Origin of the sequence: Buttiauxella cochleicola (assembly GCF_021283185.1) — a bacterium.
Lineage (GTDB): Bacteria > Pseudomonadota > Gammaproteobacteria > Enterobacterales > Enterobacteriaceae > Buttiauxella > Buttiauxella massiliensis.
In genome coordinates this window covers 13,575-40,527 of the sequence record NZ_JAJSOS010000002.1, presented here as the reverse complement: position 1 = coordinate 40,527, position 26,953 = coordinate 13,575, and the positions used below count along the sequence as shown (strand labels likewise).

At 47.4% G+C, this 26,953-nt stretch carries 28 protein-coding genes and 1 riboswitch; of the genes, 10 read left to right on the top strand and 18 right to left on the bottom strand.

Annotation, left to right across the window (positions count from 1 at the left end; genetic code table 11):
• Positions 1 to 172: 172 nt before the first annotated feature.
• Positions 173 to 360, top strand: a riboswitch (yybP-ykoY riboswitch).
• A gap of 10 nt (positions 361 to 370) precedes the next feature.
• Positions 371 to 943: a manganese efflux pump MntP gene (gene mntP / locus LVQ76_RS03135; protein WP_232920941.1), complete on the top strand. Its 573-nt coding sequence runs from the start codon at positions 371 to 373 to the stop codon at positions 941 to 943.
• Here the strand turns inward: mntP and rlmA are convergent.
• From rlmA to mgrB, 7 genes are all read right to left on the bottom strand, one after another.
• The gene (rlmA, locus tag LVQ76_RS03130; protein WP_232920940.1) at positions 935 to 1,747 is read right to left on the bottom strand and encodes a 23S rRNA (guanine(745)-N(1))-methyltransferase; all 813 of its coding nucleotides are present in this window, start codon (positions 1,745 to 1,747) and stop codon (positions 935 to 937) included. The genes mntP and rlmA overlap by 9 nt on opposite strands.
• A 62-nt stretch (positions 1,748 to 1,809) precedes the next feature.
• Complete coding sequence (gene ftsI, locus LVQ76_RS03125; RefSeq protein ID WP_232920939.1) at positions 1,810 to 3,555, bottom strand: peptidoglycan glycosyltransferase FtsI; 1,746 nt, start codon at positions 3,553 to 3,555, stop codon at positions 1,810 to 1,812.
• Between the two features lie 233 nt (positions 3,556 to 3,788).
• On the bottom strand, positions 3,789 to 3,998 hold the full coding sequence (gene cspE, locus LVQ76_RS03120) for a transcription antiterminator/RNA stability regulator CspE (protein ID WP_001062678.1): 210 nt from the start codon (positions 3,996 to 3,998) through the stop codon (positions 3,789 to 3,791).
• A gap of 13 nt (positions 3,999 to 4,011) precedes the next feature.
• Positions 4,012 to 4,155: a DUF2627 domain-containing protein gene (locus LVQ76_RS03115; protein ID WP_072009398.1), complete on the bottom strand. Its 144-nt coding sequence runs from the start codon at positions 4,153 to 4,155 to the stop codon at positions 4,012 to 4,014.
• Between the two features lie 531 nt (positions 4,156 to 4,686).
• Positions 4,687 to 5,688 carry an MBL fold metallo-hydrolase gene (locus tag LVQ76_RS03110; RefSeq protein ID WP_232920938.1) on the bottom strand — a complete coding sequence of 334 codons (1,002 nt, stop codon included), beginning with the start codon at positions 5,686 to 5,688 and terminating at the stop codon, positions 4,687 to 4,689.
• 36 nt (positions 5,689 to 5,724) lie between these two features.
• The gene (locus LVQ76_RS03105; RefSeq protein WP_232864951.1) at positions 5,725 to 6,012 is read right to left on the bottom strand and encodes a YebO family protein; all 288 of its coding nucleotides are present in this window, start codon (positions 6,010 to 6,012) and stop codon (positions 5,725 to 5,727) included.
• Positions 6,013 to 6,086: 74 nt separating this feature from the next.
• A complete protein-coding gene (gene mgrB / locus LVQ76_RS03100; RefSeq protein ID WP_072009397.1) occupies positions 6,087 to 6,230 on the bottom strand; it encodes a PhoP/PhoQ regulatory lipoprotein MgrB in 144 nt (47 codons plus the stop codon).
• Between the two features lie 157 nt (positions 6,231 to 6,387).
• Between mgrB and LVQ76_RS03095 the strand changes: the two genes are divergently transcribed.
• Positions 6,388 to 6,630 (top strand): YobH family protein, encoded by a 243-nt coding sequence (locus LVQ76_RS03095; RefSeq protein ID WP_034455179.1) that lies wholly within the window; start codon positions 6,388 to 6,390, stop codon positions 6,628 to 6,630.
• Between the two features lie 46 nt (positions 6,631 to 6,676).
• On the opposite strand, the gene kdgR is transcribed toward LVQ76_RS03095, so the two are convergent.
• Entirely contained in the window at positions 6,677 to 7,468 is a 792-nt protein-coding gene (gene kdgR / locus LVQ76_RS03090; RefSeq protein ID WP_034455177.1) for a DNA-binding transcriptional regulator KdgR, read from the bottom strand.
• A gap of 179 nt (positions 7,469 to 7,647) precedes the next feature.
• Between kdgR and LVQ76_RS03085 the strand changes: the two genes are divergently transcribed.
• Positions 7,648 to 9,024, top strand: a complete 1,377-nt coding sequence (locus LVQ76_RS03085) for an MFS transporter (protein ID WP_151994562.1) — start codon at positions 7,648 to 7,650, stop codon at positions 9,022 to 9,024.
• Between the two features lie 45 nt (positions 9,025 to 9,069).
• Here the strand turns inward: LVQ76_RS03085 and htpX are convergent, their stop codons facing one another.
• The 4 genes from htpX to msrC form a co-directional block, all read right to left on the bottom strand.
• Positions 9,070 to 9,951, bottom strand: coding sequence for a protease HtpX (gene htpX / locus LVQ76_RS03080; RefSeq protein WP_034457026.1), 882 nt, complete (start codon positions 9,949 to 9,951; stop codon positions 9,070 to 9,072).
• A 194-nt stretch (positions 9,952 to 10,145) separates the two neighbouring features.
• Positions 10,146 to 12,194, bottom strand: a complete 2,049-nt coding sequence (gene prc, locus LVQ76_RS03075) for a carboxy terminal-processing peptidase (RefSeq protein ID WP_064511869.1) — start codon at positions 12,192 to 12,194, stop codon at positions 10,146 to 10,148.
• A 20-nt stretch (positions 12,195 to 12,214) separates the two neighbouring features.
• On the bottom strand, positions 12,215 to 12,895 hold the full coding sequence (gene proQ, locus LVQ76_RS03070) for an RNA chaperone ProQ (protein ID WP_232864949.1): 681 nt from the start codon (positions 12,893 to 12,895) through the stop codon (positions 12,215 to 12,217).
• A 104-nt stretch (positions 12,896 to 12,999) separates the two neighbouring features.
• Entirely contained in the window at positions 13,000 to 13,488 is a 489-nt protein-coding gene (msrC, locus tag LVQ76_RS03065) for a free L-methionine (R)-S-oxide reductase MsrC (protein WP_151994565.1), read from the bottom strand.
• 171 nt (positions 13,489 to 13,659) lie between these two features.
• On the opposite strand from msrC, the gene yebS reads away from it, so the two are divergent.
• The 5 genes from yebS to LVQ76_RS03040 all read left to right on the top strand — a co-directional run bounded on the left by yebS (position 13,660) and on the right by LVQ76_RS03040 (position 19,670).
• Positions 13,660 to 14,904 (top strand): membrane integrity lipid transport subunit YebS, encoded by a 1,245-nt coding sequence (yebS, locus tag LVQ76_RS03060; protein WP_232920936.1) that lies wholly within the window; start codon positions 13,660 to 13,662, stop codon positions 14,902 to 14,904.
• Positions 14,873 to 17,506, top strand: a complete 2,634-nt coding sequence (locus LVQ76_RS03055) for a PqiB family protein (RefSeq protein WP_232920935.1) — start codon at positions 14,873 to 14,875, stop codon at positions 17,504 to 17,506. The genes yebS and LVQ76_RS03055 overlap by 32 nt, the downstream gene beginning before the upstream one ends.
• 72 nt (positions 17,507 to 17,578) lie before the next feature.
• Entirely contained in the window at positions 17,579 to 19,021 is a 1,443-nt protein-coding gene (gene rsmF, locus LVQ76_RS03050) for a 16S rRNA (cytosine(1407)-C(5))-methyltransferase RsmF (protein ID WP_232864893.1), read from the top strand.
• A 112-nt stretch (positions 19,022 to 19,133) separates the two neighbouring features.
• A complete protein-coding gene (locus LVQ76_RS03045) occupies positions 19,134 to 19,373 on the top strand; it encodes a YebV family protein (protein ID WP_034455162.1) in 240 nt (79 codons plus the stop codon).
• Positions 19,374 to 19,478: 105 nt separating this feature from the next.
• Positions 19,479 to 19,670 carry a YdfD/YebW family protein gene (locus LVQ76_RS03040; RefSeq protein WP_064511919.1) on the top strand — a complete coding sequence of 64 codons (192 nt, stop codon included), beginning with the start codon at positions 19,479 to 19,481 and terminating at the stop codon, positions 19,668 to 19,670.
• Positions 19,671 to 19,672: 2 nt separating this feature from the next.
• On the opposite strand, the gene LVQ76_RS03035 is transcribed toward LVQ76_RS03040, so the two are convergent.
• From LVQ76_RS03035 to LVQ76_RS03025, 3 genes are all read right to left on the bottom strand, one after another.
• A complete protein-coding gene (locus LVQ76_RS03035) occupies positions 19,673 to 20,317 on the bottom strand; it encodes a metallophosphoesterase (protein ID WP_232920934.1) in 645 nt (214 codons plus the stop codon).
• A 54-nt stretch (positions 20,318 to 20,371) separates the two neighbouring features.
• Entirely contained in the window at positions 20,372 to 20,899 is a 528-nt protein-coding gene (locus LVQ76_RS03030; RefSeq protein ID WP_151994570.1) for a GNAT family N-acetyltransferase, read from the bottom strand.
• A 422-nt stretch (positions 20,900 to 21,321) separates the two neighbouring features.
• Complete coding sequence (locus LVQ76_RS03025) at positions 21,322 to 22,812, bottom strand: SulP family inorganic anion transporter (RefSeq protein WP_232920933.1); 1,491 nt, start codon at positions 22,810 to 22,812, stop codon at positions 21,322 to 21,324.
• Positions 22,813 to 23,121: 309 nt separating this feature from the next.
• On the opposite strand from LVQ76_RS03025, the gene LVQ76_RS03020 reads away from it, so the two are divergent.
• Positions 23,122 to 24,036 (top strand): transporter substrate-binding domain-containing protein, encoded by a 915-nt coding sequence (locus tag LVQ76_RS03020; RefSeq protein WP_232864889.1) that lies wholly within the window; start codon positions 23,122 to 23,124, stop codon positions 24,034 to 24,036.
• 806 nt (positions 24,037 to 24,842) lie between these two features.
• Here LVQ76_RS03020 and LVQ76_RS03015 read toward each other — a convergent pair.
• Genes LVQ76_RS03015 through yobA form a run of 3 tightly spaced genes read right to left on the bottom strand, consistent with a single transcriptional unit; the run spans position 24,843 to position 26,463 of the window.
• Positions 24,843 to 25,184, bottom strand: a complete 342-nt coding sequence (locus tag LVQ76_RS03015; protein ID WP_151994609.1) for a YebY family protein — start codon at positions 25,182 to 25,184, stop codon at positions 24,843 to 24,845.
• Between the two features lie 26 nt (positions 25,185 to 25,210).
• Positions 25,211 to 26,083, bottom strand: coding sequence for a copper homeostasis membrane protein CopD (gene copD, locus LVQ76_RS03010; protein ID WP_232920932.1), 873 nt, complete (start codon positions 26,081 to 26,083; stop codon positions 25,211 to 25,213).
• 5 nt (positions 26,084 to 26,088) lie between these two features.
• On the bottom strand, positions 26,089 to 26,463 hold the full coding sequence (gene yobA, locus LVQ76_RS03005) for a CopC domain-containing protein YobA (protein ID WP_232864827.1): 375 nt from the start codon (positions 26,461 to 26,463) through the stop codon (positions 26,089 to 26,091).
• Positions 26,464 to 26,611: 148 nt separating this feature from the next.
• Between yobA and LVQ76_RS03000 the strand changes: the two genes are divergently transcribed.
• Complete coding sequence (locus LVQ76_RS03000) at positions 26,612 to 26,842, top strand: DNA polymerase III subunit theta (protein WP_151994612.1); 231 nt, start codon at positions 26,612 to 26,614, stop codon at positions 26,840 to 26,842.
• Positions 26,843 to 26,953 lie beyond the last annotated feature (111 nt).

Genomic DNA, 26,953 nt, shown 5'->3' with positions numbered 1-26,953 from the left:
CCTATATTTTTTGTACAATCTATAAAATATAGCCGCTGCTATTTCGCACAATTAGTGTGCTCTTATTTTAAAGATTCTCTTACCGATTAAAGTTAATGAAAATCGTTATCATTTAAGCGTTGAGAATAATAGCTTCAATTATTGTTTTATCTTTAAAGAATATGTTAAGGTTGCGCCCGTCGTTGGGGAGTAGCCGATTTTCGTGATTGCGAAAATGTACATGTCAACATACTCGTTACTTGTTTAAGCAAGATTTATAACGTGGCATGTACGACTCAAATACTGAGTAGGCGAGACCATAGGCACGTAACCATCATTTAAGTTGGGGATGGTTGACGTGTATATGGATATTCCCAACTGAGGCATTTGCATGAATCTCTCCGCTACTATTATTCTCGCTTTTGGCATGTCTATGGATGCTTTTGCTGCATCAATCGGGAAAGGTGCCTCTCTCCATAAACCTAAGTTTTCCGAAGCGTTACGAACCGGGCTTATCTTTGGCGTCATCGAAACCATCACCCCGCTCATCGGCTGGTGTCTGGGTCTTCTGGCAAGCAAGGTCGTGCTGGAATGGAATCATTGGGTTGCATTTATCCTGCTGGTGTTTCTCGGCATTCGTATGATTTATGAAGGTGTGCGCGGTAACGATGACGAAGAAGCGCCAAAGCTGCAACGTCATGGATTTTGGCTATTAGTAACCACGGCTATCGCCACCAGCCTTGATGCCATGGCGGTCGGTGTCGGCCTCGCATTCCTGCAAGTTAATATTATTGAAACCGCTCTGGCTATTGGTTGCGCGACCATGATTATGTCCACGCTGGGTATGATGCTGGGCCGCTTTATCGGCCCGCTACTCGGTAAGCGCGCCGAGATCCTCGGCGGTGTGGTGCTAATTGGGATTGGTTGTCAGATTCTTTATAGCAACTTCAGCGCATTAAACTGATGATTCGCGTCGCCAGACGCGAATGACAAAATCTGTCTCACAAGCGAATGCCGTTTCAGCCGTCAAAGCCTGCCACACTTCAGGGCGGGCGCGCCATGCGAACGGCGTCATTTGTAATAACGCAACCGCTTCATTTCCCTGTAACGTCATCGGCCAGCCAATGCTCTGCGTCTGTTCTGCTATAAAACCAGGTAAAGACTCAGACTCGGTGCTGTGCAACACTACGTTGTCATAAATTAAACCTTTCAGCTGCATTAAATGACGTGGGCCCGGCGTGGCAGTGATGACGATGCCGCCAGGTTTCACTACCCGCGCCAACTCTTCAGCTTTGCACGGGGCAAAAATACGCACCACGGCATCCAGACTATTATCATCAAACGGCAAACGGTGGCTCGATGCCACGCAGAACTGCACCTGCGGATAACGCTTTGCCCCATAGCGAATCGCTACTTTTGCAACATCTAATCCCCAGGTCATTCCTTCATGTTTTGCGACAATCTGTGCAAAACCCGCCGTGTAATACCCTTCCCCACAGCCTATATCCAGCAAAGTAGCTGGTGCAGCCTGTTCCAATATCAGGCAGATAGCATCACGCAGCGGCTGATAATGCCCGGCATCAAGAAATGTTCTGCGGGCCTGCATCATTTCGCTGCTATCGCCCGGGTCTTTTGAACGCTTATGCTGAACCGGCAGCAAATTCACATATCCCTCTTTTGCCTTATCGAATTGATGGCCTTGCGGGCAAACAAAGCTCTTCCCCTCGGGATTAAGCGGTGCATGACAAAGCGGGCAAAGATAAGACATAAGAACTCCAGGCAATCGTAAAGGGCGCAAGTGTACCGCTTACGCCCCGCTTCGAAAAGCCACTAACCTGCTGGACCCTCGACAACGGCCTTATTTAACACCGTTAAATTGGTATCTCCCTGTGGCAAACCATCAGGTTCAATATTCTCCAGGCGCAACACATCGCTCATTATCTGGCTGAAGACCGGCGCCGAAACAGCACCGCCGTAGTAAGCGCCATTTTCCGGATCGTTAATTACCACCACCAGCGCAAAGCGTGGATTACTCGCCGGAGCGACACCTGCGGTGTAGGCAATGTATTTGTCGATGTATTTGCCATCATCGCCAATTTTCTTGGCCGTTCCGGTTTTAATGGCAACTCTATAGCCACGCACCGCGGCTTTAATCCCGCCGCCGCCAGGCAGTGCCACACTTTCCATCATATGTTCAACCTGATGGGTAATGGTTTCAGACATCACCCTTTGCCCAACTACTGGCGGGTCAACACGGGTAATAGAAAGTGGGCGGGTAATGCCATAGCTCCCAATAGTGGCGTAAACATGCGCCAGTTGCAGAGGTGTGACCATCAAACCATAGCCAAAGGAAAATGTGGCGCGATCTAACTCTCCCCAAAACTTACGGTGCGGTAACAGGCCACTGCTCTCCCCTGTCAGCCCCAATCCTGTTGGCATCCCAAAACCGAAGTTCTTATAGGTATCCAACAATTTTTGGATTGGCATCGCCAGAGAAAGGCGTGAAACCCCTGTGTCGCTCGATTTTTGCAGGATTCCGGTCAGCGTAAGTTGCGGGTAGTAACCCACGTCGCGTATACGATGACCATCGATGGTATAAGGATGGGTATCCACCACGCTATCTGGTTGGACAATCCCCTGCTGCAGTGCGGTCATGACTACCATCGGTTTAACAGTTGAACCTGGCTCAAATGTGTCGCTGATTGCCCGATTACGGAAATCGTTCAGCGTGGCACCGTCACGATTATTTGGATTGAACGTCGGGCAACTTGCCATCGCTAATACTTCGCCAGTATTCACATCAAGGATAACTGCTGCGGCAGATTCAGCTTTATTCCAGGAGACAGCGTTACTCAGTGCGTCTTCCGTGACCGTTTGCAGTCGTTCATCAATGCTTAGCATTAGGTTATGAGCAGGGTTTGCTGGAGTTTCCGTGATATTTTCTATGACATGTCCGTGTCTGTCTTTACGAACAAGTCTCTCACCCGCTTTGCCCGTCAACTGGCGATTAAAACTCTTCTCAATGCCTTCAATACCTTGATCATCAATGTTGGTAAAACCGAGCAAGTTTGCGGCGACATGGCCTGCGGGATAAAACCGACGTGATTCATCCCGTAATGAAATTCCTGGCAGTTTCAGGCTCTCGATGTATTGCGCTTGTTGCGGATCAATTTGGCGTGCGAGGTAAATGAAGCGATCGGCTGGATTACGGCGAATGCGGGCGGCAATTTCATTAAGGGGCATATGTAGGGTTGTTGCCAGAGCCTGCCAGCGGCTACTGATTTGCACGCCACCTTTTTCCATTACTGTTTTCGGGTCAGCCCAGATTGCTTTTACCGGCACGCTCACCGCCAACGGTCTGCCATTGCGGTCTTCTATCATTCCACGTGGCACGACAATGGGTTCTTCACGTAAAGAACGCATGTCTTCCTGCTTGACCAGATTTTCGGGTGAGATGATTTGCAACCAGGCAACACGTCCCAGCAAGAACACCAGACACATAAAGATAGCGATGCAAAGAAGAGCAAAACGCCACTGAATAAAATTACCCACGATTCCAGGGGCGGTTTTTCTCACATTCAATCCTTAACGACAACTAAGCGATTGAAAATTTAAACATAATGGGGAAACTAACCGGACAGGAACAGTGCTACAAGATGCGCTGCTTTGCTACAAGACATAACTGGGAGAGCTTTCCAGAAACACATAGAAAAATAATGGTCAACATTCAGACATGAAAAAGCCCCGCTACAAGAGCGAGGCTTTCATCAAAATTTGGCGTTATTCGCGCCAGGTCTAATTCAGCCGAATTAGATAGCAGTTACGTTAACCGCTGCAGGGCCTTTCTGGCCGTCCTGGATTTCGAACTCAACGTTCTGGCCTTCAGCCAGAGTTTTGAAGCCGTTACCCTGGATTGCAGAGAAGTGTACGAACACATCTTTGCTGCCGTCAGCAGGAGTAATGAAGCCAAAACCTTTAGACTCGTTGAACCACTTAACTTGACCTTTAATCTTTGCCATTTTGCAAAATTCCTTAGATTGTTTTCTTTGCCCGGAGGCATAACTTAGCTAAAACAGAGACATTACTGCATGAGGCACTAATATAAGGCTCGGCAGAGAAGCGGTATTCAACGACAACGTGTTTACTCAGAACTTCTTTACTGAAAATGCCACACATAAACAGAACTGTACCTCGTTTAACCCAACGTGTTATCACATACAACGCAATCAATGGCAAGCCATTTTTCGGCGCGTATCGATCTGTCGCACAAATTCCGAAACTCATATTGTAATGAAAATGAAATGCACAATTTGTGCATAGATTAACAGTAGACAAAGATGATTCCGTGCATTCATATGACGACCACAGACAACGTTTTTACCATAGCCCAAAGATATCTTTTCGTCCAGGCGAAGTGCGAAAAAGTCGATATCATAGGCATTATGCTTATGATTTTTTTAGCATAGCTATGCAAAAAATGAACAATTTCACTTTGCTACGAAAACAATAGAATTGATATAAGAAATAGCGAGAATAGAAAAATGAATAAACCTTGAGCGGTTGTCTGATTATATTGCACCAAAAGAATGAAAGTTTAATCAACCCTTGCTTCATGATGAAGCAATAAAAACGTTTCGCTATATTTTCGATGTAATAAAGTAACCAAAAGATAGCTCGTAATAGCGTCTTAAAATTTTTTAATAATGTTTAAGTCTTAATTTTAAATAAGTGTGAACTTTGACCAATACAGAACGGCGAAAAGAGTCGGCTTTCCTCGCCTTCATCATCAAGTGCGGTTAGTAGCTCTTGCGGAGGCATGTCCAGTGATTCATCAGCCAGTTCAAATACGCCCCAATGGATAGGAACCGTAAAAGGTCTGCCCAACTGCTGCCAAAGCGTAACCGCCTGCTGCGGATCCATATGATGGCTACTCATGAACCAGCGTGGAGAATAAGCTCCTATTGGTATCAATGCCGCATCCAGGGGGCCTCTGAACAAAGCAATATCTGCAAGTCCTGCTGTATAGCCCGTATCACCGCTAAACCATATCCTTAAGTGGCTGCTTTCTATAATCCACCCACACCACAAACTCCGGTTACGATCCCAGAATGAACGCATGCTCCAGTGCTGTGCCGGCACCGCTGTAAAAGTCATTCCTTGCAGGGTAATGCTCTGCCACCAGTCAAGCTCAGTCACATGGCGTATACCTCGACGGGTAAACCACTGTTTTAAGCCCAACGGGACAAAGAAATGAGTATCGGGGAAACGACGGACAATCTGTCGAATGGTGGAACGGTCCAGGTGATCGTAATGATTATGCGAAATCAAAACGGCATCAAGTTGATGCAATTCACTGATATGAATTGGGGATGGAGTCTTACGCTCAGGACCTGCAAACGATAATGGGGAAGCTCGCTGGGACAACACGGGGTCGGTCAATAAATACAGACCATTGATACGCAGCAATACCGTTGCATGCCCTAACCACCATAGCCGATCATCCTTACCCTGGAGTTCAGCCTTTTGCCACCAACGTTCAGTGAAAGCGGCATAACCATTACTCGGAGGATGGGGCAATCCCTGCGCTTTTCGCTCTTTTCGCCAACGTTCAACATCACCCGGTTTTCGTAAGCTTGACTCCAGATTACGAAAACCGTCGATTAGGTGATGAGATTTTAGGGGATCAAACCAAGGATTGTTCCACCGCATGGTCACTCCACAGCAACACAAACAGGTTTATCAGGATTAACGCTCAGCGACCAGACGAATAAAATCGTCTTCCACTTCGTCATCTTCCTTTGTTACTTCTGGTTCTTCCTTAACTACTTCAGGCTCGTTCGCTTCACACAAACGTCGTAACAGAGCAGTCTGCCGCTTTTGCTGATCCAGCAACTCTTCAAGAAGTTCGATCTGTTCATTGGTCCGGCTACTCGCACGGTTAACAAAGAACCACATTACGAGGCCGATAACCAGTACCACCAGGGAAACTGTCAGGGACACGATATTCAACGCGCCAACACTTAATTCGTTCATATTACCACCTCAGCAAAACGCGCTATTCTACACCTGCCGGGTCTTAAGGTAAGCACTATGTGGATAAAAACACACTACCAGGGTATAAATTTATTAATTGTACAAATGCCGCTGAAAAATTGTACATCCTGATCGCACATTACGTTGACCATTTGGGTCCATAGCAGCAGGCAGACGAAAAAAACTGCAATCAGAATAAGCCATCTGTACTTTCTCACTACTCTCTCCACCTCTTTCCTATTTATTGTAAAGTCTGGCATAGACAGCCTAAACGACACATAACTCTCACGTATATTATTTAAGAATCATCACATTGCTACTACAGCGCAATCCGCTACGCTTAGAAGTCTAATTACTTAATAATAAGAGGTACCTATGCGTATTGTGATCCGCACTATTATTGTAATAGCGCTTTTGTGGATCGGTTTACTCCTCTCTGGATATGGAGTTTTGATTGGAAGTCATGAAAATGCTGCAGGTATGGGGCTTCAATGCAAATACCTAACTGCTCGAAATGTCACCACAGCACAATTTGTTCATACCAGTAGTGGAATTATCGGACTTAGCGATTGCCCAGTATTGCGTAAAAGTGATGAAGTTATCGATACGGGTAACTAGGAACATATAAAGAAAACGCCGCTAAATAGCGGCGTTTTCTATTTCATCAAAATGGATATTCGTGATAACCCATTTGTTCAGAAATAGTTCGAGCTGCGTCATGAAGCATCGCTACATATTCATGAAGTCTGTCTTCGGAAAAACGAAGTGTCGGGAATGAAATACTCAACCCGGCAATAACGACACCAAATCGGTCAAAAACAGGTACGCCGATGCAGCGTAAACCTTCTTCCTGCTCCTGGTTATCTTCACCGTAACCCTGCTCACGCACGGTATCCAGGACATCCAACAATTCGTCAGTGCTCATGATAGTACGCTCAGTGCTGCGGTTATATTCCACATCAGCAAGGATTTCACGCACTTCATTACGATCTCGCCACGCCAGAAGCACTTTACCAATTGCGGTGCTGTACAATGGATTACGACGACCGATGCGCGAGTACATGCGCAGGTTATACATTGAGTCAATCTTATGGATATAGACAATACTGTCTTCATCCAACGCACCCAAGTGGATGGTTTCTTTCGTCAGACGCGATAATTCTCGCATTTGAATGTCTGCGCTACGAATCAAATCAACGTTCTGCAATGCACGCGCACCAAGCTCAAACAGCTTGAGGGTAAGCGAGTACTTTTCAGATTCGCCTTCCTGAGCAACATAACCCAGGGATTTCATAGTCTGCAAAAAGCGATAGACGGTGCTTTTTGACATCATTACGCGTTGCGATAATTCAGTAATACCAATTTCGCGTTCTTCGCCAAGCGCCTGTAAAATGCCAAAAACTTTCAGGACAGAAGAGACAGAATCAGGTTGTTTATCCAGATCTGCGATAGCCATTAAATCACCTCGATCGCATTTGTTTTATAAAAATCAGAACTGGTTTTTAGTATAAGTTGACTACCATGTCATCGCAATGAATCTATTCTATTTCGTTACAAATCTGCGACATATCCCTTAAATTTAGTGCTATTATTATTGCTCTTCGAATAAATCACCCATGAAGTTAAATTTCCCTTATGGATAAAACCCTTGCTGATGGGCTGCCAATACCGCAGCGCTATGGTGCTATTTTGGCCATTGCGTTGGGTATCACAATGGCAGTTCTGGATGGCGTGATCGCAAACGTAGCACTTCCAACTATTGCACGAGAACTAAACGCCAGTCCGGCAGAATCCATCTGGATAGTGAACAGCTATCAAATCGCGATAATTATTTCGTTACTGTCGATGTCATTCTTAGGCGACATTTTTGGTTATCGCCGGGTATATCAGTGCGGACTGATTCTGTTCTGCATGACATCGTTATTCTGCGCGCTGTCGAATTCATTGCCCATGTTGACGTTTGCTCGTGTGCTTCAGGGCTTTGGCGGTGCTGCATTAATGAGCGTCAATACTGCTCTCATCAGGCTTATCTATCCGCAAAAATATCTCGGCCGTGGGATGGGGATTAACTCGTTTATTGTCGCCGTATCCTCAGCTGCCGGCCCCACTATTGCCGCCGCGATTCTTTCTGTCGCATCGTGGAAATGGCTGTTTTTGATTAATGTGCCAATTGGTATTCTCGCGCTATTGCTGGCAATTCGTTTTCTGCCCCCCAATCAACAAAAATCGCAAGGCCAACGCTTCGATATCCCTAGTGCGATTATGAATGCCTTGACGTTCGGCCTGCTGATCTCGGCAATTAGTGGTTTTGCCCAAGGGCAGTCAGGATGGTTGATCATTTCCGAGCTCGTTGCATTAGCTGTGATTGGCTTCTTCTTTATACGTCGCCAATTGAAACTCCCCTTCCCTCTATTACCCGTGGATTTATTGCGTATTCCTGTATTTTCATTATCTATGGGAACGTCTGTTTGTTCTTTCGCTGCTCAAATGCTAGCGATGGTTTCACTTCCCTTTTTCTTGCAATCAACATTAGGACGCAGCGAAGTAGAAACGGGTCTGCTTCTCACTCCGTGGCCAATTGCAACAATGATAATGGCACCGGTTGCTGGTCATTTGATTGGGCGAGTACATGCAGGGCTGCTGGGTGGGCTCGGGCTTGTTGTTATGGCATTCGGTTTATTTGCTTTAGCGTTGTTACCGCACAACCCTACCGATATCGATATCATCTGGCGCATGCTTTTGTGCGGCGCTGGTTTCGGTTTGTTCCAGTCACCTAATAACCACACAATCATTTCATCAGCACCGCGTAACCGCAGCGGCGGTGCCAGTGGCATGTTAGGCACGGCTCGATTGTTAGGACAAAGTTGCGGTGCAGCTCTGGTGGCTTTGATGTTCAACCTTTTCGCGATTCACGGAACGCATGCCTCGCTTTTACTGGCAGGGAGTTTTGCGACCATCGCCGCCATTGTTAGCAGTTTACGCATGTCCCAACCTACGACTTCTCAGGCATAAAAAAAGCGTGCCAGCGATGGCACGCTTTTTCATTTCAGATAATGACTACTTCAGATACTCGCCGTTACGCAGCGCTTCAATACGCTTATCCAATGGCGGGTGAGTCATGAACAATTCACTCATAGACTTCGCCTTACCATTGATACAAAACGCCATCATGCTGCTGGCTTCTTGCGGTTCATAGCTGGTTTTCAGGCGCTGCAGTGCGGCAATCATTTTTTCACGACCAACCAATTTTGCAGACCCGGCATCAGCATGGAATTCACGGTGACGTGAGAACCACATTGTGATGATGCTTGCCAGAATGCCAAATACCAGTTCCAGCACAGTCGCAATGGCAAAATAGACAAACGGGTTGCCGTTGTTGCTCTCACCCTCATCCCGATTACCAGACAAGAAGCCAGAAGCGACTTGCGCGATGATACGAGAAATAAAGATTACGAAGGTGTTCACCACGCCCTGAATCAGCGTCATGGTTACCATGTCACCATTCGCGATATGGCTGATTTCGTGCGCGATAACCGCTTCTGCTTCATCACGACTCATGTTCTGCAGAAGGCCGGTGCTAACCGCAACAAGCGATGCATTACGACGAGCGCCTGTGGCAAACGCATTAATATCTGGCGCATGGTAAATAGCCACCTGCGGCATGGCGATACCCGCTTGCTGAGACTGTTGGCGCACTGTTTCCATCAGCCAGCGCTCTGTTTCATTGCGCGGTTGCTCAATCACTTCCCCGCCCACTGAACGCAATGCCATCCATTTGGACATCAGTAATGAGATGATTGAACCACCAAAGCCAAACAACACCGCCATGATCATCAGACCCTGTACGCTGCTCGACTGGATCCCCGTCAGGCTTAGCACTAGCCCGAAAACGACCATGACTGCAAGGTTGGTCAACAGGAAAAGCCCGATACGCATCATAATTTTCTTTTTACCTCGGTTAAAAATACGCATTCTGCGTTACCCCACATCGTAGGGGCAAGCTTGCTATTTTCAAGCATTCATCGTTGCCAAGTAGTTAATAATACATAACTTTACATTAAAGGAGAGGTTGATTTACGCGGCTTGATAGAGGTAAAAAAAACGGGCACAAAATTTTGTGCCCGTTGGAGGAGTTACTTAGCAGGAGCTGGTTGCTCAGCTGGTTTATCTTGCTGCATTTTTGCAAAATCCAGCGCGATATGAACCGTTTCATCGAGATAAGGATCAGGTTCCTGATAATCCTTCGGCAGGTCGTCGAGTTTCTTCAACGGTGCTTTTCCTTCTCGTTTATAGCGGTCATTAATCCGCTCCAGACGCGTAGCATCATCTTCCTGATTCTCTTTCTCACGCTGAGCAAGATTCAGGGAAACAATATTACGTTTATCTTTCAGGGCATTGAAGCGAGCAATATCCTTCATGATGTACTGGAACTCAGGATCGGCTGCTATTCTATCCTGGTGCAGTTTAAGCAATTGCGGCTCAAACTGAGTCAGATCGCCTGACTTAACGTAAGTAGCGGCGTTAATGCTATCCCAAGGGAGCGCATTATCTTCAAACTTCTCGCCAGTCTCAGTCTCTTCAGTACCGGTAGGCATCATGATGTCAGGCGTTACACCTTTACGCTGAGTACTTCCGCCATTAATACGGTAGAACTTCTGGATAGTGTATTGCACAGAACCAAGCGCAGGCCATTCCGGACGCAGCATCTGATCATAGATTCGATTCAAAGAACGGTACTGTTGAACAGTGCCTTTACCGAAGGTAGGCTCACCCACAATCAGCGCACGACCATAGTCTTGCATTGCTGCTGCAAAGATTTCAGAAGCCGAAGCACTGAAACGGTCAACCATCACCACCAGTGGACCTTTGTAGTAGACAACGCCGTCAGTATCGCTATCTTCACGCACTTTACCGTTGTTATCACGTACCTGAACAACTGGGCCACTTGGGATAAACAGGCCAGAAAGTGAGACAGCCTCGGTCAATGCACCGCCACCGTTAGAGCGTAAATCGATGATCACGCCCTTCACGTTCTGTTTTTCCATCTTCTGAAGCTGGACTTTGACATCATCTGTCAGACCAACGTAGAAGCCTGGGATATCCAGGACACCCACTTTGTCTTTACCGACCGTTTTAATCGTCAATTTGACGGCGCGATCTTCAAGACGAATGCGTTCACGGGTTAACGTAACCACACGTGTTTTGGTACCCTTACCTGCCGGTAAGATTTCCAGGCGAACCTTGCTACCTTTTGGCCCTTTGATCAGCGCAACGACATCGTCAAGACGCCAGCCAATCACATCAACCATAGGTTTCCCTGTCTGGCCGACACCAACAATACGGTCACCAACGGTAATCGTTTTGCTTTTCGCAGCAGGACCACCCGCTACCATCGAGTTGATAACCGTGTAGTCATCGTCCATTTGCAGCACAGCACCAATACCTTCCAGAGATAAACTCATTTCGGTATTGAATTGTTCAGTGTTACGTGGCGATAAGTAATTGGTATGCGGGTCGATTTCGTGGGCAAAGGCGGTCATCGCAAGCGAGAAAACATCTTCGCTATTGGATTGAGCCAGACGGCGAATGGCAAACTGATAACGCTTGGTCAGCGTTTCACGAATTTCCTGATCGGTTTTGCCGGTCAGTTTCAGACTCAGCTCGTCAAACTTAACTTTGCTATCCCACAGGGAATTTAACTCTGTAACGTTTGCAGGCCACGGCGATTTGCTGCGGTCAACGTTAAAGGTATCGTTACCCGTGAAATTCATTGGTTTTTCCAGCACCTTCAACGCGTATTGATAACGTTCAAAACGACGTTGTTGGGCCAGATTGTAGAGATCGTAAAATACGTCCAGTTTACCGGTGCGCAATTCATCGCCAATCTGTTTTTTCCGCGACACAAATTGCTCAACGTCACTGGCTAGCAGCACGTTGTGGCTATAGTCGAGGAGGTTTAGATAGCGATCGAAAATTTTTGCGGAAAAATTTTCATCCAGGTCAAACTGACGATAATGCGAGCGAGTGAAGCGTGAAGTTACACGCTCACTCACCGTTGCATGCTGTGTCTCTTCCTTTAACTGCGGGATTTGAGAAGCTTGCGTGATGTTTTCGACGGCCAGTGCGCTACCTGCAAGAAACAACAGACTAGCGACAGCCGTACGCTTAAAGAATTTGTTCATGCCCGGGTCTGGCCTCCGTTTCAGAACTGCAAGTGTTCTGCGCGTACGATCATTGCCATACCAGAAGTCAGCTGTACACGGACGCCATCTTTGGTAATTTCCAGTACTGTGGCATCCATCGCGTTGTTACCCGCTTTGACTTTGATTGCCTGACCCACCTGCAAAGCAGAAATGTCTGTAACCGGAGTGCGTTTTTCTTCACGCGGAGCTTGCGGCGCCGGTTTTTCTACACGAGGTTTACGTTCTGTAGCTTCTGGACGACGCGGAGCAGGACGAGGCTTGCGTTCGCGACGAGGTTTATCGATAACGGTTTCGCCGTTAGCAATAGCCGCTTCACGCTTTTTCGCTGCCTGTTCTGCACGCTGTGCCTGAACACGAGCTTTTGCTTCTTCAAGCTGCTTGCGAGCATGCTCTACGTGCTGCTCATCGAGTTCACCACAAGGGTTACCGTCGAGATCAACACGGGTTGCGCCGACTTTAATACCGTATAGGTAACGCCAGCTTGAAGTGTAAAGACGTAACGCGGAACGAAGTTGAGTTTTACTGAGACTCATCTCCCCTTCAACGCGCGCGACCAAATCCTGGAAGATACCAATCTTCAGGGGGCGGGCTTCACCTTCAGCGCTAAAGCACTGTGGGAAACGCTCTGCCAAAAAGGCGATGACTTCTTTGCTACTATTCAACTTAGGTTGATTTTCCATGAAATTTCCTGATTACAACGGAGTTGCCAACAATCCGCAGGCATGAACAGGCGACATTATAATGACGCTATCAGCAAATGCCACGTTATCCGTTGTTTATCATGCTAACGAGTGAAGAATTTTTTAAAATCCGTGTCGGCAAGCATCAGCGAAAGCTGCGTCACCAGTTGAGATAAGCCGAGTTGGTCTTCAGGTGTGAAGCGCCCAAACTCCGTGCTATCAATGTCCAGAACACCTATTAGCTCGCCATTTACCGTAAGCGGCAGGACAATTTCGGAGTTGCTGGCAGCGTCACAAGCGATGTGACCATCAAAAGCATGCACATCTTCGACGCGCTGGATGCTTTTAGTGGAAGCCGCTGTACCACAAACACCTTTTCCTACCGGGATACGAACGCAAGCAATCTTGCCCTGGAAAGGTCCCAGAACCAGAGTCTCGCCTTCTAATAGGTAAAAGCCTGCCCAGTTAACGCCTTCGAGACGTTCAAACAACAACGCGCTGGTATTTGCCAACGTCGCCAAAAAGCTTGTTTCACCTGCCATTAACGCACTGAAATCGCGGTTCAAGTCCGCGTAAAATTGTTCTTTGTTCATTGATTAACCATAGTATGTTGTCTTACTCAACTGCATAGCATAGTAAAATAAGCATTAAATGCCTTATGCCACAAGGTGTATCATTCAATGAATTACTATACGCTTAACGAATATTTCATAACCCATTGAGATACCCCATGCGCCAGCGGTTTTCCCTGTTTACGATGACACATGAAAATACACGCCATTAGCCATGCTGTACCGCAGGCACGTTATCAGCGTTGCCCCCAATGCGATACACTTTTCTCGTTACCGTCGGTTAAATCCTCGCAGAGCGCGTATTGCCCGCGCTGCGATGCCAAAGTTTACCATGGGCGCGACTGGTCACTTACTCGTCTGGCGGCGATGGCAATTGCCATGCTACTGCTTATGCCTGTCGCTTTTTCCGAGCCTCTGGTGCGCATCTATTTATTGGGTACGCGAATAGATGCCAACTTGTTCCAGGGCATATGGCAGATGACTAGCCAGGGTGATCCCCTGACAGCCGCAATGGTGTTGTTCTGTGCTGTGGGTGCGCCAGCAACATTAGTCGCCGCAATTGCCTACCTCTACTTTGGTAATATTCTTGGGATGAATTTACGCCCGGTCTTACTCATGCTTGATAAGCTCAAAGAATGGGTAATGTTAGATATTTACCTGGTCGCTATCGGTGTGGCCTGCATCAAAGTCAGAGAGTTTGCATTTATCCAACCGGGCGTAGGTCTCGTGGCGTTTATTGCATTAGTGGTGCTGAGCTTGTTAACCCTAATTCACCTAAATGTAGAACAGCTATGGGCTCGTTTTTATCCCCAGCGACCTTCTCGAGCGTGGGGTCCCCAGTTACGCGTTTGCCTTGGCTGCCATTTCACAGGAGTGCCTGACAACCGTGGGCGTTGTCCTCGTTGCCATGTGCCATTAAGAGCTCGTCGTCGCCACAGCTTACAAAAATCCTGGGCAGCATTAATCGGTTCGTTAATTTTCCTACTGCCGGCCAACCTACTGCCAATTTCGATTCTTTACGTCAATGGTTCGCGTCAGGAAGATACCATTCTTTCCGGCATTATCTCTCTAGCTAGCAGCAATGTTGCCGTCGCCGCAGTGGTTTTCATTGCCAGTATCCTGGTGCCATTTACCAAGGTTATCGTGCTGATTTCACTGCTGGTAAGCATTCATTTCAAGTGCGAGCGAGGACTTAGAACGCGAATTTTACTGCTACGCTTTATTACCTGGATTGGCCGCTGGTCAATTTTAGATCTCTTTGTTATTTCGCTAACAATGTCGCTGGTTAACCGCGATCAATTACTGGCATTTACTATGGGACCGGCTGCGTTTTATTTTGGCGCAGCGGTTATTTTAACTATTCTTGCAGTCGAATGGCTGGATAGCCGACTACTTTGGGACGCACATGAGTCAGGAAATGCCCGCTTCACCGACTGAAGCGCGAATTAAAACAAAACGCCGTATTTCGCCCTTCTGGTTACTGCCAATTATCGCGTTGATGATTGCCGGTTGGTTGATGTGGACAACATGGGAAGAGCGCGGCACTACAGCGACCATTGATTTTATTTCAGCCGACGGCATTGTCGCCGGGCGCACACCTGTACGCTATCAGGGTGTTGAAGTGGGCACGGTGCAAAGCATCAGCCTAAGTAAAGACCTGCGCAAAATAGAAGTTAAAGTCAGCGTCAAAAGCGATATGAAAGACGCGCTGCGTGAAGATACCCAGTTCTGGCTGGTGACACCGAAAGCTTCACTGGCCGGGGTCTCTGGGCTAGATGCGTTGGTAGGCGGTAACTATATCGGCATGATGCCAGGTAAAGGCAAGCCACAGGAGCATTTTACCGCGCTGGATACCCAACCGAAATATCGCCTCAATAACGGCGAGTTGATGATTCATCTCCACGCTCCTGACTTAGGTTCGCTTAACAGTGGGTCGCTAGTCTATTACCGCAAAATCCCGGTAGGCCGAGTGTATGACTACACCATCAACAACAATAAGCAGGGCGTCACCATTGACGTGCTTATTGATCGCCGCTTCACCCAACTGGTGAAAAAAGGCAGCCGTTTCTGGAACGTATCCGGCGTAAAAGCCAACGTCAGTCTTTCCGGTGCGCAAGTTCAGCTAGAAAGCCTGGCGGCATTGGTCAACGGCGCTATCGCCTTTGACTCGCCGGAAAACTCAGCCGAAGCCAAAGCTGATGATGAGTTTGGCCTGTATGAAGATCTGGCGCATAGCCAGCGTGGCGTAATCATCGATCTTGATTTGCCGAGCGGACAAGGTTTAAACGCCGGTTCAACTGCGCTGATGTATCAAGGGCTTGAAGTCGGAACGCTGACCAAACTAAACCTCAATCCGGGCAGCACGGTAACCGGCCAAATGACGGTGGACCCAAGCGTGGTCAATCTGATGCGGAGCGGGACGCGCATTGAGTTGCGCAGCCCTAAGATTTCCCTCAGCAACCCGAATATCAGCAGCCTGTTAACGGGAAGTACTTTTGAATTGGTACCCGGTGAAGGTGAACCGCAAAACCATTTTGTGGTCTTCCCGAGCGATAAAACTCTCTTGCAGCAGCCTGATGTTCTGACCCTGAACCTGACGGCACCGGAAAGTTATGGCATTGATGCAGGCCAGCCGATTATTTTGCATGGTGTGCAGGTGGGGCAGATTCTTGAGCGCAAATTGTCGGCCAAAGGCGTCAGCTTCTCCGCAGCCATTGATCCTGAATATCGGCATTTGATTCAGGGCGACAGCAAATTCGTCGTCAACAGCCGTATTGATGTAAAGCTGGGTATTGATGGCGTTGAATTCCTGGGTGCCAGCGCCAGCGAATGGGTCAACGGCGGTGTCAGAGTCATTCCAGGTAACAAAGGTGCTATGAAAGATAGCTATCCACTCTATGCCAACCTTGAAAAGGCGGTGGAAAACAGCCTGAGCGACCTACCAACAACCACGTTGACGTTAACCGCGGCCAGCCTGCCAGATATTCAGACCGGCTCCGTGGTGCTTTATCGTAAATTCCAGGTCGGGGAAATTATCAGCGTACGTCCTCGTGCTAACAGTTTTGACATTGATGTAAATATCAAACCGGAATACCGTAACCTGCTGACCTCCAATAGCGTGTTCTGGGCCGAAGGTGGCGCTCGTGTGCAACTCAATGGCAGTGGACTTACCGTTCAGGCTTCCCCGCTTTCGCGTGCCTTAAAAGGTGCTATCAGTTTCGACAACTTAAGCGGCGCCAGCGTCGGCCTGAAAAAAGGCGACAAGCGAATGCTCTACGCCTCTGAAACTGCCGCTCGTGCGGTAGGCAGTCAGATAACGCTGCACACTTTCGATGCTGGTAAACTTTCTGCCGGTATGCCAATCCGTTATCTGGGCATAAATATAGGGCAACTTGAGTCGCTGAATCTGACAGCTTCACGCAGTGAAGTAGAAGCCAAAGCAGTACTCTACCCTGAGTTTGTTGAGACATTTGCCCGCAGCGGCACGCGCTTCTCTGTCGTCACCCCGAAAATTTCGGCCTCCGGCGTGGATAATCTCGATACTATTCTCCAGCCTTATATCAACGTTGAACCTGGCCGCGGCGCAGCACGTCGTGACTTCGAATTGCAGGAAGCCTCTATTACTGACTCCCGCTACTCAGACGGTCTGAACATCGTAGTAGAAGTGACTGAAGCGGGCGCATTAAACATCGGTACGCCAGTGCTATTCCGCGGTATCGAAGTAGGTACGGTGACCGGATTAACCCTCGGCAACCTCTCTGACCGCGTGATGGTTGGACTGCGTATCAGCAAGCGCTTCCAGCACCTGGTGCGTGATAGCTCAGTATTCTGGCTGGCCTCTGGTTATAGTCTCGATTTCGGTCTGACGGGTGGTGTAGTGAAAACCGGCACCTTCAACCAGTTCATCCGCGGTGGTATCGCCTTCGCCACGCCGCCTGGTACACCACTGGCGCCGAAAGCAGAAACGGGTAAACATTTCCTGCTAGAGCAAAGTGAGCCTAAAGAGTGGCGTCAATGGGGCACCGCACTGCCTCGCTAATACCTTCGCCCCGGTGTCTCACCGGGGCGTTTGTGTTACCATCCCTCCTTCATTTTTTTCTGGACTTCCTTAGTGGCTCATTCTCACACCGCCTTTCTCCCGCAAGCTTTTCTTGATGTTATTCGCGATGCACTCCCGGCAGATCAATCTATCGAGAGCTTTATCGAGTATTGCCAGCGCCCACTGCGTCGCAGCTTGCGTGTTAATACCCTAAAGATTTCGGTCAATGATTTTCTTGCGCTTGTCGCCTCTTATGACTGGCATCTGACGCCGATTCCGTGGTGCGCAGAAGGGTTCTGGATTGAACGTGATGATGAAGAAAGCCTGCCGCTGGGTAGTACTGCCGAACATTTGAGTGGCCTGTTCTACATTCAGGAAGCCAGTTCCATGCTGCCCGTTGCGGCGCTGTTTGCTGACGGCAATCAACCGGACCGAATTATGGATGTCGCAGCGGCTCCAGGCTCCAAAACCACGCAAATTGCAGCGCGTATGGGCAATCATGGTGCAATCCTCGCCAATGAATATTCCGCCAGTCGCGTTAAAGTGCTACACGCTAACATCAGCCGCTGTGGTATCAGCAACGTCGCGTTGACACATTTCGATGGCCGAGTATTTGGTGCTGCGCTACCGGAGTGTTTCGATGCAATCTTGCTGGATGCCCCATGCTCAGGTGAAGGTGTGGTGCGTAAAGACCCTGACGCCCTGCGCAACTGGACGCCAGAAAGCACCGCCAGCATTGCCGATACGCAGCGTGAGCTTATTGCCAGCGCTTTTCATGCGCTGCGCCCCGGCGGTACGTTGATCTATTCCACCTGCACTTTAAACCGTGAAGAGAATCAGCAGATTTGCCAGTGGTTACTGGATGAGTGGCCTGATGCAGTTGAAATCGCCCCGCTTAACGATTTATTCCCGGAAGCGAATAAAGCTATTACCGCCGAAGGCTACTTGCATGTTTTCCCGCAAATTTACGATTGCGAAGGATTCTTCGTTGCACGCCTGCGCAAAACTGCATCCGTAGAAGCGCTCCCGGCCCCAGGTTACAAAGTTGGGAAATTCCCGTTTGTACCAATGCATGGAAAACAAGCTGCGGAAGTGACCGCAGCTGCAAAACAGTCTGGGATCGCCTGGCAAGATGACCAACAACTTTGGTTGAGAGATAAAGAAATCTGGCTATTCCCCAAAGAGATTATTCCGCTATTTGGCCAGGTTCGATTTTCACGTATTGGTTTACGCCTTGCTGAGCAATACAACAAAGGCTATCGCTGGCAGCATGAAGCCGTCATAGCCCTGGTGCCTGGAGATTCACCGCTAGGATTTGCGCTTACTGAATTTGAAGCGGACGAGTGGTATCACGGTCGCGATATTTACCCAGATGTATCCCCCGAGCTAAATGAGGTTGTCGTGACATACCAGGGACAACCTCTTGGTCTGGCAAGAAAAGTTGGATCTCGCCTGAAAAATAGCTATCCGCGTGAATTGGTTCGCGACGGAAAACTGTTTGCGGCCAGGGGCTGATGGGTAAAAAAATAGTCGCCATGTAGTTTGCAGTTTTTGTACGTTTGTCTACGCTCTACTGTGGGAGACCTTACTGGTCATACCACATGTACCCAGACCCAAGGAGAGCGTGATGACGAAAACTAGCGTACGAATAGGCATCTTCGAAATTGATGATGCTGAATTACATGGCGAGCAGCAAGGGGACCGCACGTTGAGCATCCCTTGTAAATCCGACCCGGACCTGTGCATGCAACTTGATGCCTGGGATGATGAAACAAGTATTCCCGCCGTCCTCGATGGCGAACATTCAGTCCTCTACCGTCAACATTACGACCAAAAATCTGATGCCTGGGTCATGCGTCTTGCATAACTCAAAGTGACCCGTCGCCCAGACGGGTTAATTAATTGGCACTGATTACCCTCTTCTCGTGACTTCCCCTACAATTAAGCCAAACGGTGCAACTCAAAGGCAATCATGTTTGCGTTGGTTTTATTTGTTTGCTACCTGGACGGCGGCTGCGAAGATATCGTGGTAGATGTCTTTAATACTGAACAGCAGTGCCTGTTCGCTATGGATGAGCAGCGGATACGCTACGGTGGCTGTTTCCCGGTTGAAGATTTTATTGATAGCTTCTGGCGCCCGGCGCAAGAATACAGCTCGTTGTAGTGTTACTGAACCTGCACCATAGTCAGCTTATTACCAAACACCGCGCCGGTATCAATATAATATTGATTATGAAAATGACTCACTTCTTTGAGCGGCGTATGGCCGAAGTAGAACTCATCAGCTCCGTCGATATCCTCGCCTCGCCCCTGTAAATTCTTATTAAGCCGATCCCGGCTCCAGACCAGTAAATGTTCATCGACGGGCTGATTCCAACTGTAATGCCCTGAAGGGTAGTCTGCATGAGCAATAACCAGCGTCTTGTCATGCGTATGAAGTTCAATTACCAACGGCAAATCGCGGCACTTCAGTAAGGCTAGCTGCACATTATTTTGACGCTGTTCTGGCAATTCCCGATACCACTCACCACCGTTCATCTGCCAGAGCATTCCCTCACCTTCGTCGAGCGCCTCTAAAGCCATCGCTTCATGGTTGCCCTTCACTGCTTTAAACCACTTACTACCGAGCAGTGCCAGGCATCCAGGGCTGTTTGCACCGCGATCAATAAGATCACCCACCGAGATAAGTAAATCCTGATGATAATCAAAATGATGAAGTTTAAGCAGGCTAATTAATTCAGAGAGACAGCCGTGTAAATCACCAACAATAAACACATGCCGCCACTCTTCGCCGTCTATTCGCTGATACATACCGCCCCCACTTTGTTTATTTATTGCTTAATTATAAACCAGTGGGGGCAATGATTAACGGGCTGGACGAATGAACATTTTGATTTGCTTACCGTGGTATTCAACAAAATGCTGAAACTGGAAACCAAATCGCTCAGCCAGATAGATAGAACGCAGGTTGTCATCATCAATAATGCAACAAACTGGTGTCGCTAACTCACGGTCCGCCCATTGCAGAACCGCGTTGAGCGCTTCGCTGGCATAGCCTTTACCGTGCACAGCGGGAATCAGTGACCATCCCGCTTCCGGAAGTTCAAGCGCCGGAGTTAACTCACGTTGTGCGTCCTGAAAACCAAACGAACCAATATAACGCTCAGTCTCTTTTTCAAAGACAGCCCAATAGCCGTAACCAATCGCCTGCCAATGACCGATGTAACGCAGCAATCTTCCCCAGGTCATTTCTGGGCCTTGCGGTTGTCCACCACCGATAAACCTCACCATTTCTGGGTCCGCCCAACAGGCAGCTAATGCCGGAAAATCATCCAGCGTAAAATGGCGGAGAATTAGACGTTCAGTTTCCAGACGAGGTGCTGCATTAACCATGCTCATATCCTTCAAACGTATTATTGGCGTACGATTTTTTACTTATTTTGCCGCCATACGGTTTGAGACACAATCAGCACACTGCATTCGAAAGTAGGGAAATTGAAGGAAAAGCGAGTCAGATCCACAAATAGAAAAGGCTGCATAAATGCAGCCTTTAGAGAGGTGATACGAGTTATCTGGTAAATACTACGCTTCTTAAAGCGATGAAATATGGCTTGCGCCCCAAGGGAATGTGGTCATTAAACCTACCACGAACCCACCAGTTTACTTTTGAGGATCAGTTTCAAAACTATCTGGCACCTCCGTTTCACTCTGGAACTAAAGCTAATCTAGCAGCCTTAACATTGTAAAAGTAACGGCAGATTCACAGTTTTGCCATTTTCTCATCAAATAAATCTGGATTAACGCGTGAGTGGTATTCAAATTTTGCCGCTCAGCCGCTCGTGGAAGTCACTGCTGCGTAAATCGAGACCGACAATTTGTACCTTGCTTTCATAGCGTTGATAGCGGGTTTCGATAGCATCAAGCACGGCAACTGTCGATACATCCCAAATTTGAGCCTGAGACAAATCAATAATCACGTTTTGCGGATCGTCGGCATACTGGAAATGTTCAACCAAATCGTTGCTACTGGCAAAAAACAACGGCCCGGTTACCGTATATCTTACAGATTGCCCGTCTTCAGATAATGTTCTTTCCGCGCGTACTACGTGGGCAATACGGCGAGCAAACAAGATCATCGCAAAAACCACGCCACCGACGACACCCAACGCCAGGTTCCCGGTCGCAACGGTCACTGCGACAGTGCTTACCATCACTAAAGTTTCTGGAAATGGAATTCTTTTCAAGGTAGCTGGTTTAACACTGTGCCAGTTGAGCGTTTTCACCGCCACAATCACCATAATTCCGGCTAAAACCACCATCGGGATTTTTGCCATCAATTCGCTTAAACCGGTGACTAACAGCAACAGCACCAGGCCGGCAGCAATTGTCGAGATACGCGTACGCCCCTTGCCAAGTTCCACATTGACCATGGTCTGGCCAATCATGGCGCAACCGGCAATACCACCGTAAAAACCGGCGAATATGTTAGATACTCCCAACCCCCAACATTCACGACGTTTACTCGAAGGTGTGTCAGTCAGCTCATCAACAAGTTTGGCGGTTAACAACGATTCCATTAAGCCAACGAAGGCGACGCTCAAAGCGCAAGGCCAGATAATTCGTAAAGTATCCAGATTCAAGGGCACCAACAACTCTGTCAGTCCGGGTAATCCAGTAGCCATTGGTCCCGCCTCACCCACTGTTGGTACAGATAACCCCATCCCAATGCATCCCGCTGTAATGACAATAATCGCCACCAAGGGCGACGGAACCATTTTAAATACCCGAGGGAGAAACAGCACTATTGCCAGGGTGAGCGCAAACAGCCCACAGACCAGCGGGTTATCCCCCCAAATATGTGGTACCTGGGCAAAGAAAATGAGAATGCCCAACGCGTTTACAAACCCTGTCATCACTGACAGTGGTATATAGCGCATCATACGAGCAAGCCCTGTGACGCCGAACAGAATCTGGACTAACCCTGCCAGCAATACTGCAGGGAAAATATATTCAACGCCATGCAGATGCACCATTGGACCGATAACTAATGCTACTGAGCCAGCAGCAGCTGTCACCATTGCGGGGCGCCCACCAAGCAGTGACATGGATAAACAAAGCACAATAGAGGCGACCAGGCTGACCTTCGGGTCAACCCCCGCAATGACTGAGAATGAAATGATTTCAGGTACAAGTGCCAATGCCGTTACTACTCCCGCAAGGGATTCACGCGCGAGCAAACGCGGGCTACGCAAAACCGAGGCGAGAGAGTTTTCCCGACGATGTGTTTCAGTTTGAGTTGTGGTCATAGTTTGTCTTTGCAGGTTTGTCGTTATTAGTTGTAGCGAACTTCAGGTCGGGCGTGATTGTACAGAGAGGATAGTAAGGATGCTAATTAATATGCCCCCTATCTCGGACCTATCCTCTGGGCTTGTATGGGTATTCGTGTAGATGATTTCAGGATGATGAATATTGAGGCATGCCACAAATATAGATATTAATGGCTATTATTAGAAAGACAATTATTAGTAAACCAACATAAAAGCAATTACAATACTGCCGATATTTTCGAAAAATATAATTTTACTTTAGCCATTTTAATTAATGGGGGCTTACTTTTGTTTAGTCATTTGACTTATTGTAAAATGATTGGTTCTTTTATGTTGGCTGCTATGATATTTTTTTGCAGCAATGCTGTAGCCGATCCTGTGCTTAATAAAATACTTAGCACACATAGTATTACCTTGGCATGGGTGGGTAGTTCCAAGCCTATTTCCTGGGAGGTGAATGGAAAACCGACTGGCATGGCGGTGGATATCTGCCAGGGAGTTGTCGACAGTATAAAAAAACGCTACAACACAAATCTAAATATACAATGGGTAGAAGTTGCCTCAGCCGCGCGCTTTGAATATATATCTCATCATAAAGCAGACATTCTCTGCGCCATTGCCGGAAATACAGCGCAACGTAATAAATTCGTTACTTTTTCAAAGCCATGGTTTTTTACACGGACAAATTTTCTGGCTAAAAAATCTCAGCATATAAATAGCCTCGAAATGCTCTCTGGGCGAACCGTAGGGGCTATTAGTGGCGGAACATCTGCATTATTACTCTCTGCAATGAACCAAAATATTAACTATTCGATCTCTGTTAAGCTGATGAGAAGTTTCGATGAAGGATTTGATTTACTAGAACAAGGGCACATCTCAGCATTTGTCACTGATGACATTATCATACATAGCAAGTTAGCTGAAATGGCGGACAGAGATGACTATCAAATGAGTGCTGAAGGATTTGGTGACGTAATACCCTATGGAATGGTGATAGCTAAAGATGCAGATGAAATAGAGTCCATCATCAATGATGAGTTAAAAAACCTGTTTATCTCAAAACGATTTGATGAGTTATATAATAAATGGTTCATGTCCCAGATTTCTCCTACTGGTGAAAATATGCGGCAACCCATGTCAAATGATCTCATCAAAGAAAAAAATAGCTATCTACTTGCACCCGAAACTCCAACTACAGACTAAAAATGAACAGCAAAATATTAAAAGAATTAAGTATCTCCTCAAAACTGCCACCTCATATTAGAATGATAAATAATCGAAAATTGAAGCGCAGTCAGAAAACATAGCAAATACATAAATGTTGGCAGGGCATACTTTGGGTGCGATAAGTGGTGGGACTGCTGCATTAATGATGCGAAAAATGAATCAAGACTATAATTATTCGCGGAAAATAAACAAACCTGGAAAACTGAGAACAATATCAGGTGAACGCAGAAGATTTAAGGGATGATAATCCGCCACGGTTGAAATCCCGTCCCTACTGAAATGATATTTAATAAAAAGCTCAGTATGTTAACGGGTTCTGACATCAGGTAAACAGGAGTTTTTGAAGAGTGTTTTGGTTTTTTTTAGTTTAAACCATCTCACTTTCACCTACAAAAATGCTCGAAAAGTACTTGGATGTGAGGGAGAAAATGTTTACATTGATTTAACAGGGCAAAAAAACCGGATATGGAAATTCGGAGAAATTTCGGAACGACCAACCTAAGTCCTTGTATATAAAGATAAATAAAAAAAAGACCGAATACGATTCCTATATTCGGTCCAGGGAAATGGCTCTTGGGAGAGAGCCGTGCGCTAAAAGTTGGCATTAATGCAGGCAGACATCGCCTTGCCTTCTAAGAATAGATTACCGGCGCAGGTTTTCCAGTCCGGCGCAAAAGTGTTCAGAAAAAAACTGCGGCGCAGGTAATATTTTAGACAAAAACCGCAATATCCGGTCTACGGTTATTGCGGTTTTTTATTTTTAATTAGTGAGTTATCGCATTTTAGCTACACAATTTCTCAGCACGCTCAATAAATGGAGCAAGACTCTTTTTTTGTCCCGGTGTCTTAGGATCATCAATTTGAATCACGGAGATGGGCTGGCCAGTGGTTTTGCCGCTACTCACTTGTTGTTGCGCTACGTCGTTTAACGGGTATTGCATCAAGGTACTTGGATTGATTGCAAAGAGCGCATGTCCAGGGCGGCAACTTAGCATTACCTCTTCACGGTTAAACGCCCAGTTATCTTTACCCATTTCAAAACGGCTTACGGTGATAATTTGCGGTGCGGCTAATGCACTACCTGCGCAAGCCAGCAATAACAGCGTCAAAATACTTTTTTTCATGAATATCTCTTGAGCTAATAACGTCTTCAGTACGGTTCCCAGGTAGCGAAAATGCTAACAGAAAGGAGCACCACCACCGACAGAATAACTTCCAGCCACGTTAACTGGATAAACTGTTTTGTGGCTGTTGGCATACGATTAAATCTCGGCACCAAAAAATAGCGGTTATACAGGGCGATGATAACCATCACGGCAACAAAGGCAACCTTCACCAACAAGAAGCGCATGTAGTTACTTTCCAGTGGTAGAGACCAGCCTAAAATCATCAGGCTGTTGATTAGTCCACTGAGTATTAAGGCAGCAACCGCCAGATGCCCGTAACGCGAAAAACGCATCATCGCGGTAATGGCACTGCCGCGCCAGCGTGGTTTTTGAGCCATGCGCATGCACATCAAAAGCGGCAGTAATCCGCCAGCCCACCAGCCAGCACTAAGAAGATGCACTGCATGATTTAAGCGTTGTAAGCCACCTACAATCCCTTCACGCATCGCGGCATGCCCGACACCTGCCAACAAAATAAGTTGTGCCGCCGCAAGGATCATTAACATTGACTGCAAAGGGCGCGGTTTAAGCAGCAACACCACAAGTGTCACCACACTCAATAATATCTGCCACAACCAGATGGACCCAAAGCTCGTTCCAAGAACCGCCAACCAAATCTGGGGATTAATGACATCTCGCCAACCACTGCCCATCATCCCAGCCTGAGCACATAACAATAATATTGCGCTTAGCAACGTCATCCAGACGGCGGAATGCCATTGCCATTTTAGTCGGCGAATGAGAACCGGCTTAAACGCTTGAGGAGCAAGCAATGAGCATGAGATGGTACTGCCAAGCAGCACCATTAATGCAGCAAAATGAATAAATCGCAGCGCGATATAGAAACCTGGTAGCATCCGGCTTACTTCACCGAGAAGTGATACTTCCCTTTCGTCTTATGTCCGTCAACGGATACTACATGCCAATCAACCTGGTAATCTCCCGGTTTCATAGCCTCTTCGACTGGAACAATAAGCTGCTTATCATCTTTTTCGTTGCGCTTAGCCGTGCCAGTCTTCACGACTGTTTGCTGTGGCCCGGTGAGCGTAAGTCCGCTAAAATTCGCTTCAACTCCTTCAGAGAAATTAAGGGTAATCGCCTGTGGTGCAGCCGTTACCGCAGCATCTGCCGCTGGATATTGATGCTTTAAATGCGCGTGCGCGAAAGCTGAGCTGGAAACAGTAAGTGCGGTAAAGAGAGTGGCGATGGTAATGAGACGAGTTCGGGTGAAAGCCATATCAACTATTCCTTTTTCTTATTCGAGACGGCAAAAGGATAACCTTGAGCCCAGGTTAAGTCGAGATGAGAACAGCTATCAATGAATGTAAAGACTTGTCATCACGGATATCAACAAGTACCTTTGCGGCAAAAAACACGAGGCCAATATGAATCACAATCTTGCTGAATTACCCCAGGACGAAATGGATAAGATCAACGTCGATCTCGCGGCTGCTGGCGTGGCATTTAAGGAACGCTACAATATGCCGGTGATCGCCGAAGTGGTAGAACGCGAGCAACCTGTGCATTTGCGTGACTGGTTCAGAGAAAGACTGACTGCTCATCGACTGGCTTCAGTCAATTTGTCCAAACTGCCGTACGAACCTAAAGTGAAATAAATATTATCCCCACTAAACTTCCTGACAAAAATGGTGTTAAGATTTTTCCCGGTTTATATATCTAAACACAGGAATTACCTGTTGCGGCCATAGGATGATGGCCGTTGGGTA

Excerpts from the sequence above, each read along its gene's own strand:
- mntP (WP_232920941.1), top strand. The coding sequence starts at position 371 with ATGAATCTCTCCGCTACTATTATTCTCGCTTTTGGCATGTCTATGGAT.
- rlmA (WP_232920940.1), bottom strand. The coding sequence starts at position 1,747 with ATGTCTTATCTTTGCCCGCTTTGTCATGCACCGCTTAATCCCGAGGGG.
- cspE (WP_001062678.1), bottom strand. The coding sequence starts at position 3,998 with ATGGCAAAGATTAAAGGTCAAGTTAAGTGGTTCAACGAGTCTAAAGGT.
- LVQ76_RS03115 (WP_072009398.1), bottom strand. The coding sequence starts at position 4,155 with ATGTGTGGCATTTTCAGTAAAGAAGTTCTGAGTAAACACGTTGTCGTT.
- LVQ76_RS03110 (WP_232920938.1), bottom strand. The coding sequence starts at position 5,688 with ATGCGGTGGAACAATCCTTGGTTTGATCCCCTAAAATCTCATCACCTA.
- LVQ76_RS03105 (WP_232864951.1), bottom strand. The coding sequence starts at position 6,012 with ATGAACGAATTAAGTGTTGGCGCGTTGAATATCGTGTCCCTGACAGTT.
- LVQ76_RS03095 (WP_034455179.1), top strand. The coding sequence starts at position 6,388 with ATGCGTATTGTGATCCGCACTATTATTGTAATAGCGCTTTTGTGGATC.
- kdgR (WP_034455177.1), bottom strand. The coding sequence starts at position 7,468 with ATGGCTATCGCAGATCTGGATAAACAACCTGATTCTGTCTCTTCTGTC.
- LVQ76_RS03085 (WP_151994562.1), top strand. The coding sequence starts at position 7,648 with ATGGATAAAACCCTTGCTGATGGGCTGCCAATACCGCAGCGCTATGGT.
- htpX (WP_034457026.1), bottom strand. The coding sequence starts at position 9,951 with ATGATGCGTATCGGGCTTTTCCTGTTGACCAACCTTGCAGTCATGGTC.
- prc (WP_064511869.1), bottom strand. The coding sequence starts at position 12,194 with ATGAACAAATTCTTTAAGCGTACGGCTGTCGCTAGTCTGTTGTTTCTT.
- proQ (WP_232864949.1), bottom strand. The coding sequence starts at position 12,895 with ATGGAAAATCAACCTAAGTTGAATAGTAGCAAAGAAGTCATCGCCTTT.
- msrC (WP_151994565.1), bottom strand. The coding sequence starts at position 13,488 with ATGAACAAAGAACAATTTTACGCGGACTTGAACCGCGATTTCAGTGCG.
- yebS (WP_232920936.1), top strand. The coding sequence starts at position 13,660 with ATGAAAATACACGCCATTAGCCATGCTGTACCGCAGGCACGTTATCAG.
- LVQ76_RS03055 (WP_232920935.1), top strand. The coding sequence starts at position 14,873 with ATGAGTCAGGAAATGCCCGCTTCACCGACTGAAGCGCGAATTAAAACA.
- LVQ76_RS03045 (WP_034455162.1), top strand. The coding sequence starts at position 19,134 with ATGACGAAAACTAGCGTACGAATAGGCATCTTCGAAATTGATGATGCT.
- LVQ76_RS03040 (WP_064511919.1), top strand. The coding sequence starts at position 19,479 with ATGTTTGCGTTGGTTTTATTTGTTTGCTACCTGGACGGCGGCTGCGAA.
- LVQ76_RS03035 (WP_232920934.1), bottom strand. The coding sequence starts at position 20,317 with ATGTATCAGCGAATAGACGGCGAAGAGTGGCGGCATGTGTTTATTGTT.
- LVQ76_RS03030 (WP_151994570.1), bottom strand. The coding sequence starts at position 20,899 with ATGGTTAATGCAGCACCTCGTCTGGAAACTGAACGTCTAATTCTCCGC.
- LVQ76_RS03025 (WP_232920933.1), bottom strand. The coding sequence starts at position 22,812 with ATGACCACAACTCAAACTGAAACACATCGTCGGGAAAACTCTCTCGCC.
- LVQ76_RS03015 (WP_151994609.1), bottom strand. The coding sequence starts at position 25,184 with ATGAAAAAAAGTATTTTGACGCTGTTATTGCTGGCTTGCGCAGGTAGT.
- copD (WP_232920932.1), bottom strand. The coding sequence starts at position 26,083 with ATGCTACCAGGTTTCTATATCGCGCTGCGATTTATTCATTTTGCTGCA.
- yobA (WP_232864827.1), bottom strand. The coding sequence starts at position 26,463 with ATGGCTTTCACCCGAACTCGTCTCATTACCATCGCCACTCTCTTTACC.
- LVQ76_RS03000 (WP_151994612.1), top strand. The coding sequence starts at position 26,612 with ATGAATCACAATCTTGCTGAATTACCCCAGGACGAAATGGATAAGATC.